General features: G+C 62.7%; 15 protein-coding genes. 10 read left to right on the top strand and 5 right to left on the bottom strand.

The genetic code is table 11. From position 1 onward, the window contains the following. Positions 1–37 precede the first annotated feature (37 nt). The 3 genes from nikR to trxA all read right to left on the bottom strand — a co-directional run bounded on the left by nikR (position 38) and on the right by trxA (position 1,341). Positions 38–550 carry a nickel-responsive transcriptional regulator NikR gene (gene nikR, locus ACKUUJ_RS02490; RefSeq protein ID WP_409064549.1) on the bottom strand — a complete coding sequence of 171 codons (513 nt, stop codon included), beginning with the start codon at positions 548–550 and terminating at the stop codon, positions 38–40. 1 nt (position 551) lies between these two features. Next, positions 552–800, bottom strand: coding sequence for a hypothetical protein (locus ACKUUJ_RS02495; RefSeq protein WP_006235225.1), 249 nt, complete (start codon positions 798–800; stop codon positions 552–554). A 220-nt stretch (positions 801–1,020) separates the two neighbouring features. Beyond that, positions 1,021–1,341 (bottom strand): thioredoxin, encoded by a 321-nt coding sequence (gene trxA, locus ACKUUJ_RS02500; protein WP_409064550.1) that lies wholly within the window; start codon positions 1,339–1,341, stop codon positions 1,021–1,023. Positions 1,342–1,477: 136 nt separating this feature from the next. On the opposite strand from trxA, the gene ACKUUJ_RS02505 reads away from it, so the two are divergent. After that, positions 1,478–2,053, top strand: coding sequence for a hypothetical protein (locus ACKUUJ_RS02505; RefSeq protein ID WP_368156339.1), 576 nt, complete (start codon positions 1,478–1,480; stop codon positions 2,051–2,053). A gap of 60 nt (positions 2,054–2,113) precedes the next feature. Here the strand turns inward: ACKUUJ_RS02505 and ACKUUJ_RS02510 are convergent, their stop codons facing one another. Next, entirely contained in the window at positions 2,114–2,236 is a 123-nt protein-coding gene (locus tag ACKUUJ_RS02510) for a hypothetical protein (protein ID WP_409064551.1), read from the bottom strand. A 212-nt stretch (positions 2,237–2,448) separates the two neighbouring features. Here ACKUUJ_RS02510 and nadA point away from each other — a divergent pair, with 212 nt between their 5' ends. From nadA to ACKUUJ_RS02530, 4 genes are read left to right on the top strand one after another with little or no spacing between them, the layout of a single operon-like run. Then, a complete protein-coding gene (nadA, locus tag ACKUUJ_RS02515; RefSeq protein ID WP_390396589.1) occupies positions 2,449–3,474 on the top strand; it encodes a quinolinate synthase NadA in 1,026 nt (341 codons plus the stop codon). A 56-nt stretch (positions 3,475–3,530) separates the two neighbouring features. Beyond that, positions 3,531–4,907, top strand: a complete 1,377-nt coding sequence (locus ACKUUJ_RS02520) for an L-aspartate oxidase (protein WP_409064552.1) — start codon at positions 3,531–3,533, stop codon at positions 4,905–4,907. Between the two features lie 3 nt (positions 4,908–4,910). Further along, positions 4,911–5,771 carry a carboxylating nicotinate-nucleotide diphosphorylase gene (gene nadC / locus ACKUUJ_RS02525; protein ID WP_409064553.1) on the top strand — a complete coding sequence of 287 codons (861 nt, stop codon included), beginning with the start codon at positions 4,911–4,913 and terminating at the stop codon, positions 5,769–5,771. After that, entirely contained in the window at positions 5,771–6,316 is a 546-nt protein-coding gene (locus ACKUUJ_RS02530) for a transcription repressor NadR (protein ID WP_409064554.1), read from the top strand. Before nadC ends, ACKUUJ_RS02530 begins: the two co-directional genes overlap by 1 nt. A gap of 199 nt (positions 6,317–6,515) precedes the next feature. Here ACKUUJ_RS02530 and ACKUUJ_RS02535 read toward each other — a convergent pair whose 3' ends face one another. After that, on the bottom strand, positions 6,516–6,701 hold the full coding sequence (locus tag ACKUUJ_RS02535) for a DUF362 domain-containing protein (RefSeq protein ID WP_118080210.1): 186 nt from the start codon (positions 6,699–6,701) through the stop codon (positions 6,516–6,518). A 509-nt stretch (positions 6,702–7,210) separates the two neighbouring features. On the opposite strand from ACKUUJ_RS02535, the gene dnaK reads away from it, so the two are divergent. The 5 genes from dnaK to ACKUUJ_RS02560 all read left to right on the top strand — a co-directional run bounded on the left by dnaK (position 7,211) and on the right by ACKUUJ_RS02560 (position 14,200). Further along, entirely contained in the window at positions 7,211–9,103 is a 1,893-nt protein-coding gene (dnaK, locus tag ACKUUJ_RS02540; protein ID WP_055310046.1) for a molecular chaperone DnaK, read from the top strand. 2 nt (positions 9,104–9,105) lie between these two features. Next, on the top strand, positions 9,106–9,948 hold the full coding sequence (locus ACKUUJ_RS02545) for a nucleotide exchange factor GrpE (RefSeq protein ID WP_409064555.1): 843 nt from the start codon (positions 9,106–9,108) through the stop codon (positions 9,946–9,948). A gap of 108 nt (positions 9,949–10,056) precedes the next feature. Further along, positions 10,057–11,022, top strand: coding sequence for a DnaJ C-terminal domain-containing protein (locus ACKUUJ_RS02550; RefSeq protein ID WP_006235211.1), 966 nt, complete (start codon positions 10,057–10,059; stop codon positions 11,020–11,022). 72 nt (positions 11,023–11,094) lie between these two features. Further along, on the top strand, positions 11,095–11,511 hold the full coding sequence (locus ACKUUJ_RS02555; RefSeq protein ID WP_409064556.1) for a heat shock protein transcriptional repressor HspR: 417 nt from the start codon (positions 11,095–11,097) through the stop codon (positions 11,509–11,511). Between the two features lie 388 nt (positions 11,512–11,899). Next, positions 11,900–14,200, top strand: a complete 2,301-nt coding sequence (locus ACKUUJ_RS02560; RefSeq protein WP_409064557.1) for a hydratase — start codon at positions 11,900–11,902, stop codon at positions 14,198–14,200. Positions 14,201–14,389: the final 189 nt, after the last annotated feature.

Genomic DNA, 14,389 nt, shown 5'->3' on the forward strand with positions numbered 1-14,389 from the left:
TCATCGAAACCTGTCCCTTATTGGCAGTCGTGTGCCGTTACAGCCCCAGGCTCTGCTCGGTGGCGGCGCAGGTGAGCTCGCCGTGTTTAACGCCGCGCAGGCCCAGTAGACGGTCGGCCAGCTCGTAGACACGCTCGCCGCGACCCTTAAGCGCCAGAATCTCCAAGCAGTTGTGGTGATCCAGATGCACATGCATGGTCGATACGATCTCGTCGGTGTAGTCGTGCTGCACCTCGTCCAGACGGCGCGTCAGGTCGCCGGTGTGATGGTCGTAAATCATGGTGAGCGACCCGATGACCTGCTCGTCGGGCGTTCGCATCTGCTCCTTGGCAATCGAGGTGCGAATCAGGTCGCGCACGGCCTCGGAACGGTTGGCAACGTCGCCGCGGCGCGCAATCTGCTCGTCAAAGCGGCGCAGCAGGTCGTCGGGCGCGGTGACCGAAAAACGGACCAGCTCTGAGGCGGAGCCGCTGCAACGGCAGCCCACGTTGCCGGTCGGCCCGTGCGGATGCTCGTGCTCGCGATCGCAGGCGTGCTCGTGCTCGGCCACGCTACACCAGCTTTACGGAGCCAACAGAGTTATGGTCGGCCTCGATGGCCTCCTCATAGCCCTCGAGTGCGTCGTGTGCCTCGTGGAGCGCCGCCATGGCGGCCTCGAGCTTGGCGCCAATGCGCTCCATATCAAAGTTCTCGGTCGCATGCAGCAGCTGATGGCTCCACTCGTGGGCGAGCTCGATGGTGTCGTCGACCTGCTTGACGCTCATGGCAAGCTGGCTCATGTTCATTCCGACGTCATGCATGGGAAATCTCCTTATGCTCGGGGCAATCCAGTGGTTCAGATTCTACTACGCCCGCACGGGGCGCTACCGCATAAGAAAACGGGTGCGAGTCCGTCTGACCCGCACCCGTTCACTGGGGGCTGTTTGTGATTACCATATTATCCGTGGTCGCGGGCGCAGCACCCGGCTCTCCGGTGAGCGGCGCAAAACCGCTCATGGACGGCAGCACATGACCGGCGTATTACAGGTGCTTCTCAAGCAGCGCCTGCAGCCTGGCCTTGGGCAGCGCGCCAACGGAGCGGTCGATTTCCTCGCCGTTCTTAAAGACAACCAGCGTGGGGATGCTCATAACGCCAAACTTCATGGCCAGGTCCTGATTGTCGTCGACGTTGCATTTGGCGACGGCAAGTTTGCCGCCCAGCTCGTCGGCCACTTCGTCAACAATGGGCGAGAGCGAGCGGCAGGGACCGCACCACGGTGCCCAAAAATCAACCAGCACGGGAAGACTGCCGTTAACGACGGAATCGAAGTTCTCGGGGGTAATCTGCTTAATGTCAGCCATGGTGACCTCCATAGTGCGACGCGGCTCGGCCGCGTAAAACTCAGTACGACCGTGCTTATACCCAACGGCCCGCAATGCAACCACTCGCGGGCGGCTCTTTTATATAATGGTGGGCACGCAAACGATTGGAGAGCGCATGCCCACGTCACAAAGCCAGAAAAAAGAAGCTATCGCCCAGGCGACCGAGCAGGAGCTCGCATCGCTCGCGGGCCGCGGCGTGCGTATCGCAGGAAACGCGTGCTCGCCGATTGTGCTGGTAAAAGGTGATTTAGACGATGCCGAGCGTGCGGGCGGCGAGCTGGCTGCCGGTCCAGACGGCGCCGCGCTGCGCAAGGCGCTCGGTGCCATCGGCTACGCGCCCGAGGATTTCTGCGTGCTGGCAAGTGTTGCCGGCGCGGGCGACGGAGCGGTTGCGATAGGCGAGGGCCTGCCGTGCGAGCTGTTCCGCGAAGCGCTCGAGGCCTTGGACCCCGAGGCGGTCCTGCTGTTGGACGATCGCGCGGCCGATACCATGCGCGAGACCTATGCCGACATGCTCGTGGCAATCGACGACTTCGATACCGCCATGCTCAAGCCCGGCTTGGTCGCCCATGTGCAGGGTCGTCGCGTGCTCGCGCTCGACGGTTTTGAGGCGGCGCTCACTGACAAAGCCGCCAAGCAGCGCATGTGGGCATACATCAAGCAGCTGACCCCGGCAGCCGCGCCGCTGTAGCGGACCGGAGCCGGTAAGGCGGCCCTGACGGGTCGAGCGCGGCGCCGACTTGTCGCGCCCTTACATCACGGCGCGCAGCTCAAACCGGTCGCCGTTGATGCGAAACTGGCAGTTGCCGTTCATGCGCTTCACGGCGAACTTGATGCTCTTGGTGCCAAAGCCGTGGCCCGAATGCTGGGCCACGGGTATGCCGTCGACCATGCGTGGCGGCCGTTCAAAGATGCCTCCTGCGCTATCGAGAGCTCGACTATCCTTAACTTGCCAGCTCGAAAATGGACCTGCCGCATGATTGAATCTTTATTCCAACTTTACACCTAGGTTTACAGCTGTCTTGTCAGCTGTAAACCTAGGTGTCATACTAAAGCCCCAAGATTCGCCAAAAGAGAGGGGCCTTGATGGCACAGAGCGCGAACATGGATGCATCGGAGCTTGCACGCGACATTGCGGCCGGCCTGGCATCGGCAACGACGGCAACGGAGCGCGCGGCATTGGTGCCCGCAGAGCTCGTCGAGGCTATTCAGCAACTAAAAACCCAACGCGATGCGGTGATCCTGGCACACTATTACGTGGCGCCCGAGGTCCAAGCCGTTGCCGATTACGTCGGCGACAGCTTCTACCTGGCTAAGCTTGCCAAGAGCCTGCCGCAGCAGACTATCGTGCTGTGCGGCGTGGAGTTTATGGGCGAGAGCGCCAAGCTGCTCAATCCCACCAAGACCGTGCTGCTGCCCGAGCCGGGCGCGGACTGCCCCATGGCGCACATGGTCAAGCGCGAGACGGTCGATGCGGCGCGCGCCGAGTACGGCGACGACCTTGCCGTGGTCTGCTACGTCAACTCGACGGTCGAGATCAAGAGCTGGAGCGACGTGTGCGTCACCAGTTCCAACGCCGTCAAGATCGTGTCCGAACTGCCGCAGCAACACGTCCTGTTCATCCCCGATCAAAACCTGGGCCGCTTCGTAGCCGAGCAGGTGCCGCAAAAGCACGTCATCCTCAACAATGGCTATTGCCCGCGCCATCACATCATCACCGTCGAGCAGATCGTCGATGCGCAGGAGGCGCATCCCGACGCGCTCGTGCTGGCGCACCCCGAATGCAAGGCCGACGTCCTTGCCGAGGCCGACTACATCGGCTCCACCGCCGGCATCATCAAGTACGCCGAGGATTCGGACGCGAGTGAGTTCATCATCGTGACGGTCCGCGGCGTGCTCTACGAGCTTGAGCGCCGCTGCGAGGGCACCGGCAAAAAGTTCTATTTTCCCGCGGTGCAGCCCACCTGCGTCAACATGGATCTCATCACACTCGAAAAGCTCGTGCGCTGCCTGGAGACGGGCGAGGGCGAGGTACAGATCGGCGTGTCGGACGAGGCGGCCGACCAGGCCAAGCTCACGCTCGACCGCATGCTCGAGTACGCGGCGCGCTAGAACGATGTGACATGAGGGGCAGTCCCTTATGTCACATTACAAGGGAGAGGATTCCTGTGGAAACCAAACAATACCCCGATATGGAGTGCGACGTCGTCATTGCCGGCTGCGGCGTGGCGGGTCTGTACGCGGCCCTCAATCTGCCGACGAGCACGCGCGTGGTCATGCTCTCCAAGGGCGCTGTCGACGAGTGCGACTCGATGCTCGCGCAGGGCGGAATCTGCGTGCTGCCCGAAGGCTCAGACTACGATGCCTTCTTTGAGGACACCATGCACGCCGGCCACTACGAGAACCGCCGCGAGAGCGTCGACATCATGATCCGCTCGAGCCGCTCGGTCATCAACGACCTGCTGGCCATGGGCGTGGATTTTGAGCGCAAGACCGACGGCAGCCTCGACTTTACCCGCGAGGGCGCACACAGCCGTCCGCGCATTGCCTTCCATGCCGACATTACGGGCAAGGAGATCACGACTAAGCTGCTCCAGGCCGTTCGCAAGCTTGATAACGTGCAGATTTTGGAGCACGTGGCCATGACCGACATCCTGACGGGCGAGCGTGACGGCGCCACGGTGTGCACCGGTGTCGTCGCCGTTTCCGTGGACGAGGACAACTCGGTTCGTCCCGCCGACGAGCTGGCAAACGCCGCCGAGGACGTGCATGTCGGCGAGCCGTTTAAGATCCATGCCCGCCATACGCTGTGGGCGACGGGCGGTATCGGCGGCGTGTACGACCATTCGACCAACTACCCGCAGCTCACGGGCGATGCCTGCTACATTGCTCAGGAGCATAGCATTAAGATGGAGCACCTGGACTACGTGCAGATTCACCCCACGGGTCTGTTCTCGCCGCAGCCGGGCCGCACCTTCCTGATCAGCGAGAGCTGCCGCGGCGAGGGAGCGATTTTGCTCAATGCCGCCGGTGAGCGCTTTACCGACGAGCTTCAGCCGCGCGATGTGGTCGCCGCCGCTATTCGCGAGCAGATGAAGCAGGACGGCACCGAGCACGAGTGGCTAAGCTTTGCCCCCGTCGAGCGCGACGTGGTGACCGGGCACTTCGCCAACATCCGCGCACGCTGCCTGGAGGACGGCCGCGACATCTTGGACGAGCCCATCCCCGTTACGCCCACGCAGCACTACTTTATGGGCGGCGTGTGGGTCGACAAGGACGGCCGCACCTCGATGCCCGAGCTCTACGCCGCGGGCGAGACAGCCTGCAACGGCGTTCACGGCAAGAACCGCCTTGCATCAAACAGCCTGCTCGAAGCGCTGGTCTGGGGTCGCCGCGCCGCGTGGTACATGCGTACCGGCGAGTCACTGGCCGTGGAGCAGGCGGGCGATCCCGCGCTCGATGGCCGTCATCGCGCCCTGAGCGCCGACACCCTGGCAATCGATGATTTGGCCCGTGCCGCCGGCACGCAGGCCGTGGAGGAGTAGACCATGAATCCCATTACCATGAAGCTCGTCGTCGATGATTTGATTCTGCAGGCTCTGCGCGAGGACATTACCTTTGAGGACGTGAGCACGGCGAGCGTGTGCCCCACGGCGCGTCCCGCCACGGTGGAGCTTATCGCCAAGGCCGATGGCATTATCGCGGGCCTGGATGTGTTCGCTCGCACCTTTGAGCTGCTGGATTCGCAGAGCTCGGTGCTGTTTGATGTTGCCGATGGTGACGAGGTGCACGCCGGCGACCACGTGGGCCAGGTGCGCGGCGATGCGCGCGTACTGCTTTCGGGCGAGCGCGTGGCGCTCAACTACCTGCAGCGCATGAGCGGCATCGCTACTTACACGCATCGGATGGCAGCTGCGCTAGAGGGCACCAAGACCGTGCTTGTCGACACGCGCAAGACCACGCCGGGCATGCGTGTCTTCGAGAAGGCTGCAGTCGAGATCGGCGGTGGCGGCAACCACCGCTATAACCTGTCGACGGCTGTCATGCTCAAGGACAACCACATCGACGCCGCCGGTGGCGTGGCACGCGCGATTGAGATGGCGCGCGCCCATGCGTCATTTACCGCGACGGTCGAGATCGAGTGCGAGAACCTGGACATGGTGCGCGAGGCTGTGGAGGCCGGCGCCGATATCATCATGCTCGACAACATGACCCACGACGACATGGCTGCCGCGATTGAGCTTATCGCCGGTCGCGCCAAGACCGAGTGCTCGGGCAATGTGGATGCCAGCAATATCCGCGCGCTCGCCGACCTGGGCGTTGACTTTATCAGCTCGGGGGCGTTGACGCACTCTGCGCCGATTCTCGACCTCTCGCTTAAGCACCTGCGTCTGTTGGACGGTAAATAATGGACGCCCGCGAGCGTCGCCGTGCCATCATGGGCGTGCTCGAGCGAGCCAAAGAGCCCGTCTCGGGCAGTGCGCTTGCTCGTGAGGTGGGTGTGAGCCGCCAGATTGTCGTGCAAGACATCGCCCTGCTGCGCGCCGATGGGCACGATATCGTGGCGACCAATCGCGGCTACGTGCTGCAGGAGGCCCCCAGCAGCCCCGCCGTGCCCACGCGCCTGGTCAAGGTGCACCATGGCGTGGAGCAGGCAGGTGACGAGCTCACGAGCATCGTCGACGCGGGTGGTGCCGTGCTCAATGTAATCGTCAACCATCGCGTGTATGGCAAGATCACAGCCGATCTGGACATTCGCAACCGTCGCGATATCGAGCGCTATCTTGAGGGCATTGCCAGCGGCAAGAGCTTCCCGCTGCTGACGGTGACGAGCGGCTACCACTTCCATCGCATTGCGGCAGAGGATGAGCAGACCCTCGACGAGATCGAGGCGATGCTTAAGGAGAAAGGCTACCTAGCAGACCTGATGCCCTACGAGGACGATTTGTCCTAGTCGACGCCGCATCTATAAGTTGCGGTGAAATAGTTCCTAAAATCGGCATCCAAGCCATAAAACAGGAACTATTCCACCGCAACTGCCAAGGGTCCCGCTCCAAATTAGCTGCCCATATAAGCAAAAGGAGGCCTCCGCGGCGATGCGGAGGCCTCCTTTTTGTGCACGGTGTACTTTTGAGTGTGCAAGTGGGGAGTTGTTACTCCTCGACGATCTCGGTGATCGCGCCAGCGGGGCAAGCGTCCTGGCAAGCGCCACAGGCGACGCAGGAGTCCTCGTCAGCGACGGTAGCGACGTCCTGGAGCTCCAGAACGCCAGCGGGGCAGGTGTCGACGCAAACGCCACAAGCGATGCACTCGTCGGCATCAATTACGGGATGAGCCATGGTAGTTTCCTCTCTGTTGACCGACGCTACAGACGATGCGCGCCGGTTTGATTCGGGCAAAAAGATACCACGGGAGCGACTGCTTGCAATACCCTCTGGCCGGCATCTTCATACCGTTCGCCGAGTATGCCAAGGTTTACTAAAAAACGCGCAGGTGGGGCCGGTGAGCTGCGTAAATGTTAGCTAAAGGTGACTCGTAATATAGGGCGATTGAGCGTGCTTGCGGAAACCGCATCCCGTAATCCACGTCCAAAACGGGACACAGTTTCAGGCTCACACCTCAGTCAACTCTACATAGATCTCAATAGATTTGCCGAGAACTCAATCAGCGCATCTACCTGCGCATTTAAGAACCTAAACTCTCAGAGATAAGAAATCTTATATGAATTGACTTAGATTTTGTATATTCCGGCCCATAAGGGGATACACTACATCCTGAAAGACAAGCCGAAGCGCCGCGCGAAAGACCGTCGAGGCGGCGCGAACGCACAAGAGAGAGGGAATTTCTAATGAGTAAGATTCTTGGTATCGACCTTGGTACTACTAACTCCGCTATGGCCGTCCTCGAGGGCGGTTCTCCGACCATTATCGTGAACGCCGAAGGCGACCGCACCACTCCGTCCGTTGTTGGCTTCCGTGCTGACGGCGACCGCGTCGTGGGTAAGGCCGCTAAGAACCAGGCTGTCACCAACCCCAAGAACACCGTGTTCTCCATCAAGCGCTTCATGGGCCGCAAGTACTCCGAGTGCACCTCCGAGATTAAGACCGTGCCGTACGAGGTCAAGGAGGGCCAGGGTGGCCGCGCCGTCGTCGACATCGAGGGCAAGGATTACACCGCCGAGCAGGTGAGCGCCATGACGCTCGCAAAGATGAAGGCCGACGCCGAGAAGTATCTGGGCGAGACCGTCACCGACGCCGTCATCACCGTCCCGGCCTACTTCAACGACGCCCAGCGTCAGGCCACCAAGGACGCCGGTAAGATCGCCGGCCTCAACGTCAAGCGTATCGTGAACGAGCCGACCGCTGCTGCTTTGGCCTATGGCCTGGACAAGCAGGGCACTGACCAGCGCATCCTGGTCTTCGACCTGGGCGGCGGCACCTTCGATGTCTCCATCCTCGACCTCGCCGACGGCGTGTTTGAGGTTCTGTCCACCTCGGGCGACAACCACCTGGGCGGCGACGACTGGGATCAGCGCGTCATCGACTGGATGGCCGATAAGTTCCAGCAGGAGAACGGTGTCGACCTGCGCCAGGACCCCATGGCCCTGCAGCGTCTGAAGGAGGCCGCCGAGAACGCCAAGAAGGAGCTCTCCGCCGCCCAGCAGACCACCATTAACCTGCCGTTCATCACCATGAACCAGTCCGGTCCGCTGCACCTCAACTACACGCTGACCCGCGCCGAGTTCGAGAAGATCACCCGTGACCTGCTCGAGCGCTGCAAGCAGCCTGTCACCAACGCCCTGCGCGACGCCAAGCTTAAGCTCTCCGATCTGACCGAGGTCATCCTCGTCGGCGGCTCCACCCGTATGCCCGCCGTCCAGGAGCTCGTCAAGACCATGACCGGCAAGCAGCCCAACATGTCCGTGAACCCCGACGAGGTCGTTGCCGACGGCGCTGCCGTCCAGGGCGGCGTGCTCACCGGCGACGTCGAGGGCATCCTGCTGCTCGACGTTACCCCGCTGTCGCTGGGCGTCGAGACCATGGGCGGCATCATGACCAAGATGATCGACCGCAACACCACGATCCCGACCTCCAAGACCGAGGTTTACTCCACCGCTGCCGACAACCAGACCAGCGTCGAGATCAACGTGCTCCAGGGCGAGCGCGAGCTTGCCCGCGACAACAAGTCGCTCGGTAAGTTCCAGCTGACCGGTATCCCGGCTGCCCGCCGCGGCGTGCCGCAGATCGAGGTCACCTTCGACATCGACGCCAACGGCATCGTCAAGGTCTCCGCTAAGGACAAGGGCACCGGCAAGGAGCAGCAGATTACCATTTCCGGCTCCACCGCTCTGTCCGACGACGAAGTCGATCGTATGGTCAAGGACGCCGAGGCTCATGCCGAGGAGGACAAGAAGCAGAAGGAAGAGGTCGAGGTCCGCAACCAGACCGACAGCCTGTGCTACTCCACCGAGCAGACCCTCAACGAGCTGGGCGACAAGGTTTCCGCTGACGTGAAGTCCAAGGCCGAGGCCGCTATCGCCGACGCCAAGAAGGCGCTCGAGGGCTCTGACGTCGAGGCCATCAAGGCCGCCGGCGAGTCCCTGCAGTCCGTGGCCTACGAGCTGGCCCAGGTTGTCTACGCCGACGCTCAGCAGCAGACCGACGGTGCCGCCGGTGCCCAGCCTGCCGACGATGACGTTGTCGACGCCGACTACGAGGTTGTGGACGACGAGGACAAGTAATCATGTCCGCCCGTAAAGCTCGCACGGAGACGGCTGCCGCTGGCGCCGCCCCCGTTGACTCTGAGGAGAAGGACGTGAAGATTCCCGTAGAGGCCGTCGACGATACCGAGGCCAACGAGGCCCCGGCCGCCGAGGCTGCCGAGAACCAGGTAGAGGATTCCAACAAGGAGGCGACGATGACCGAGGACGAGATGGTGGAAGCCGCTATCCGCGCCGGTGAGGAAGCCGCCGACAACGACTTTAAGCTCAAGTTCGAGCAGGCCCAAAAGGAGCTTGCCGACGTGCGCAATGAGCTCGATGCTGCGGCAGAGGCCCAGAAGGCCGCCGAGGACAAGGCGAAGGACGCTACCGAGCGCACCGCTCGTCTGCAGGCCGACTGGGAGAACTTCCGTCGCCGCACCGCCAACGAGCGCATCGCCGAGCGCGAGCGCGCGACCGAGAAGCTTGTCACCGCGCTGTTGCCGGTGATCGACGATATCGAGCGCGCGATCGACCATGCCCGCAGCCAGGAGCTTTCCGACGACTTTAAGCAGTTCGTCGATGGCGTTGACGCGGTACATGCCAAGCTGCTCGACGTGTTTGCGCACGAGGGCGTTGAGCCCATCGACCCCAAGGGCGAGGCGTTCGATCCGCTCGAGCACCAGGCTGTGGGTCGCGTCGAGGACGCATCGCAGTATGACGAGACCGTCAACGATGTGTACCAGAAGGGCTACCGCATGGCGGATCGTATCCTGCGCTCCGCGATGGTGACGGTGACCTACGGTGGCGAGAAGCGCCCCGCACCGGAGCCCGAAGCGGCGCCCGAGGATGCTACGGCCGATACGGCCGAGAGCACCGAGGAGTAATTGAGAAGGGCCCCGGGGCAACACCCGGGGCCCTTTCTGGCCTAGTGCCATATGACAGTATGAGCCGCCGTCCGCAGGGGCGGCGGATATAACAGGAGAGGAGCTACGATGGCTGCAGGCAAAACCTTCTATGACATCCTGGGCGTATCCAAGAGCGCCTCCGACAAAGAGATTAAGAGTGCGTTTCGCAAGCTCGCGCAAAAATATCACCCCGATGCCGGCGGCGACGAGGCCAAGTTTAAGGAGATCAGCGAGGCCTACGAGACGCTTTCGGACGAGAAGAAGCGCAAAGAGTACGACCAGATGCTCATGTTTGGCGGCATGCCGGGCGCGGGCGGCGCGTATGGCGGCGGCTACGGTGCCGGCGCGGGCGCCAGCGGCTGGGGCGATATCTTCGACAGCATCTTTAGCGGCAACGGCGCTTGGGGCAGCGATTGGGGCTCGGGCTTTGCCGGGGCTGCGGGCGCTGCCGGTGCCGGCGCGGGCCGCAGCCGTGCTCGCAAGGGCGGCGACCTGTCGCTGACCGTCGATGTTTCGGCCGAGGACGCGTTCCGCGGCGTGACGCACAAGGTCACCTATCGCATTCCCTCGACAGGCGAGCAGCAGACCATTACGGTCTCGGTGCCTGCGGGCGCGGTCGACGGCGGCAAGCTGCGCTACAAGCGTCGCGGCGAGTATGGCGTTGCGGGTGGCGAGCGCGGCGACCTGGTCGTGACCACGCACGTGGAGGAGCACCCGCTGTTTAAGCGCAAGGGCGCCGACGTGACCATGGAGGTACCGGTCTCGGTCTACGAGGCGGCGCTCGGCTGTACGGTGGACGTGCCGACGCCCGGCGGTGCGACGGTTCGTCTGAAGGTGCCCGCGGGTACCCAGACAGGCAAGAAGTTCCGCTTTAAGGAGATGGGCGCGCCCGACGTTAAGCACCGTGGCCGTACGGGCGCGCTGCTCGTCGAGATCAAGGTGCAGGTTCCCACGAACCTGTCTGATGACGAGCGCGATGCCATGACCAAGCTGCGCGAGGCCGACACGCGCGACTATCGCGAGAAGGTCAATCGTTACAAGGCGACGTACTAGGGCGGTCGCGGCGCACGACCACGCCCGCGGGCTTATGATGGACGATAACGAGACGGAAAGGGGTCAGGTAGCATGGCCGAGGACAATAGGAACAAACCGCTGTACATGATCAGCGTGGCGGCCGAGCTGACCGGCATGCATCCGCAGACTCTGCGCGTCTACGAGTCCAAGGGCCTGGTGAACCCCCAGCGCTCGGGCGGCAACACGCGCCTGTATTCGCGTGCCGATATCGAGCGCTTGGAGCTCATCAACCAGCTGACCGACGAGGGCATCAACCTTGCCGGCGTGGTGCGCATCCTCGATATGAAAGAGCGTGCCGAGGAGCGCGAGCGCGAGAACGAAAAACTCCGTGCTCGCGTGCGCCAGCTCGAGGACGAGCTGCACGAGTACAAGATGCAGAAGAAGATCACCTGCCTGGCCCCGCGCGACGGCTCAGTTAACCCCGAACAGGTCATGCGCAAACTTTTGGGCGCAGGCGGGGATCTGTAGGTTACGCCGTTCTGCCGAACGGCGTAACGGCTCGACGCTGCGCGCCGCCCAGAGCGACAATTTGTCATTCAAAAGGCAAGGCATGACCAGAAGGTCTATGCCTTGCCTTTTTCATGCCAACTTGTTCGCTCTGGACGTCGCTCGCTGTCCGTCCTCTACCTGCGGCGTTGCCTTGCTCGCTCTGGTAGTCATTGGGGACGTTCCTTTTGTGCCGGCACTTGGGGACACTCCTTGCGCCAAACCTGTCTTCCCGTCCCCGGCTCGTTCTATGCTTTACCGAGATAAAGTGAACGTGCAGATTCGTAACCCACTCGCAACCGTTCTATGGCACGATATTGAACGAATGTATGCTATGCGCCCGAGCCTTTCGGGCAGAGTGGGAGACAGTATGGTTAAGCTGTACGAGGACGGCATCTACCTGTGCGGCGGCAGCGAGGTTGTGCCTGTGGCCGAGGCTGCCGAGCGCGGTATTACGCAGACGCCCGAGGATGCCAAGCGCGGCACCATCGCGTATTCGATCCTTCAGGCACACAACACGTCCGGCGACCCCGAGGCGCTCAAGATTCGCTTCGACGCCATGGCGAGCCATGACATCACCTTTGTCGGCATCATCCAGACGGCGCGCGCCTCGGGCATGGAGCAGTTCCCGCTGCCCTACGTGCTCACTAACTGCCACAACTCGCTGTGCGCCGTGGGCGGCACCATCAACGAGGACGACCACGTCTTTGGCCTTTCCGCGGCCAAGAAGTACGGCGGCATTTTCGTCCCCCCGCATATCGCCGTCATCCACTCCTTTATGCGTGAGAACTTCGCCGGCTGCGGCAAGATGATCCTGGGCTCCGACTCGCACACCCGCTACGGCGCCCTGGGCACCATGGCTGTGGGCGAGGGTGGTGGCGAGCTGGCAAAGCAGCTGCTGCGCGACACCTACGATGTCGCCTATCCCGGTGTCGTTGCCATCTACCTTACGGGCGCCCCGCGTCCCGGCGTCGGCCCGCACGACGTGGCGCTCGCCATTATCCGCGCCGTCTTTGCCAAGGGCTACGTCAAGAACAAGGTCATGGAGTTTGTGGGCCCCGGCATCGCGAGTATGACGACCGACTACCGCAACGGTGTCGACGTCATGACCACCGAGACCACCTGCCTGTCGAGCATCTGGGCCACCGACGAGGATACGCACGCGTTTTTGACCATGCATGGCCGCGGCGACGACTACCGCGAGCTCAAGCCCGCCGATGTTGCCTACTACGACGGCTGCGTCGAGGTCGATCTGTCGAACATCAAGCCCATGATCGCGCTGCCGTTCCATCCTTCCAACGGCTTTGAGATCGACGAGCTCAACGAGAACCTCGAGGACATCCTGCACGAGGTGGAGCTCGAGGCTGCCAAGATCGGCGAGGGCAAGACGCACTTTAGCCTGCTCGACAAGATCGTCGATGGCAAGCTGCACGTGCAGCAGGGCGTTATCGCCGGCTGCTCGGGCGGCAACTACGACTCCGTGGTCCAGGCTGCCCGCGTGCTCAAGGGCGCCAACACCGGCTGCGGCGAGTTCTCGCTGTCGGTCTATCCCACGAGCCAGCCCGTGGCGCTCGAGCTCACGCGTCGCGGCTATATCTACGACCTTATGGAGGCCGGTGCGATCGTGCGCACGGCGTTCTGCGGCCCGTGCTTTGGCGCCGGCGACACGCCCGCCAACAACGGCCTTTCGATCCGCCACACCACGCGCAACTTCCCCAACCGCGAGGGTTCCAAGCCGGGTAATGGCCAGCTGAGCGCCGTGGCCCTGATGGACGCCCGCTCCATTGCGGCGACGGCTGCCAACGGCGGCATCCTGACGCCGGCGACCGACCTGCCCGAGGAGACTTGGGACGAGGCCTGCGAGTACACCTTTGACGATGCGCCGTACAAGAAGCGCGTGTACTGGGGCTTTGGCAAGGCGGAGCCTGCCGACGAGCTGGTCGAGGGTCCCAACATCAAGCCGTGGCCCGCGATGGAGCCCCTCGGCGACGACATCCTGCTTAAGGTGTGCTCCAAGATCATGGACCCGGTCACCACGACCGACGAGCTTATTCCTTCGGGTGAGACGAGCTCCTTCCGCTCCAACCCGCTGGGCCTGGCCGAGTTTACGCTCAGCCGTCGCGATCCGGCCTACGTGGGTCGCTCCAAGGAGGTTGACGTGGTGGAAAAGCGCCGCGTTGCCGGCGAGGCAGCAGGCGACCTGGCGGCACTCGATGCCGAGCTTGCCGGCGTGTTTGAGGCGCTGGCCGGCGCGGGTGTCGCGACCGATGCCAAGGCGACCGAGTACGGCTCCATGCTCTACGCCAAGAAGCCCGGTGACGGTTCCGCCCGCGAGCAGGCCGCGAGCTGCCAGCGCGTAATTGGCGGCCTGGCCAACATCGTCCACGAGTACGCCACCAAGCGCTATCGCTCCAACGTGATGAACTGGGGTATGGTGCCCTTCCAGATGGAGGCCGAGCCCAACTTTGAGGTGGGCGACTACGTCTTTGTGCCGGGTATCCGCGCCGCGCTCGATGGCGACCTGAAGAACATCGCCGCCTACGTGGTGCGCGCCGATGGTGTGGTTGAGCAGATTAAGCTCTACATTGCCGATATGACGGCGGAGGAGCGTGCCATCGTCAAGGCCGGCTGCCTGATCAACTACAACAAGTTCAAGGCCGCTGCCGAGTAACGTTGCTGTACGCCCCGGACACACCTTTCCCTCGTGCTCACGCGCTTCGCGAGGGTCGCCCGAGGGAAAGGTGTGTCCGGGGCTACCGCGACGTTCTCGTTGGGTCTTGAGGGACGCCAAAAATAGACCTGCTTGATGCCGCCTCTTTATATTGGGGCGGCTTCTTTTTGTCGAAAACCACCACAAAGG

Origin of the sequence: Collinsella sp. wc0583, assembly GCF_046116915.1 — a bacterium.
Classification (GTDB): Bacteria; Actinomycetota; Coriobacteriia; order Coriobacteriales; family Coriobacteriaceae; genus Collinsella.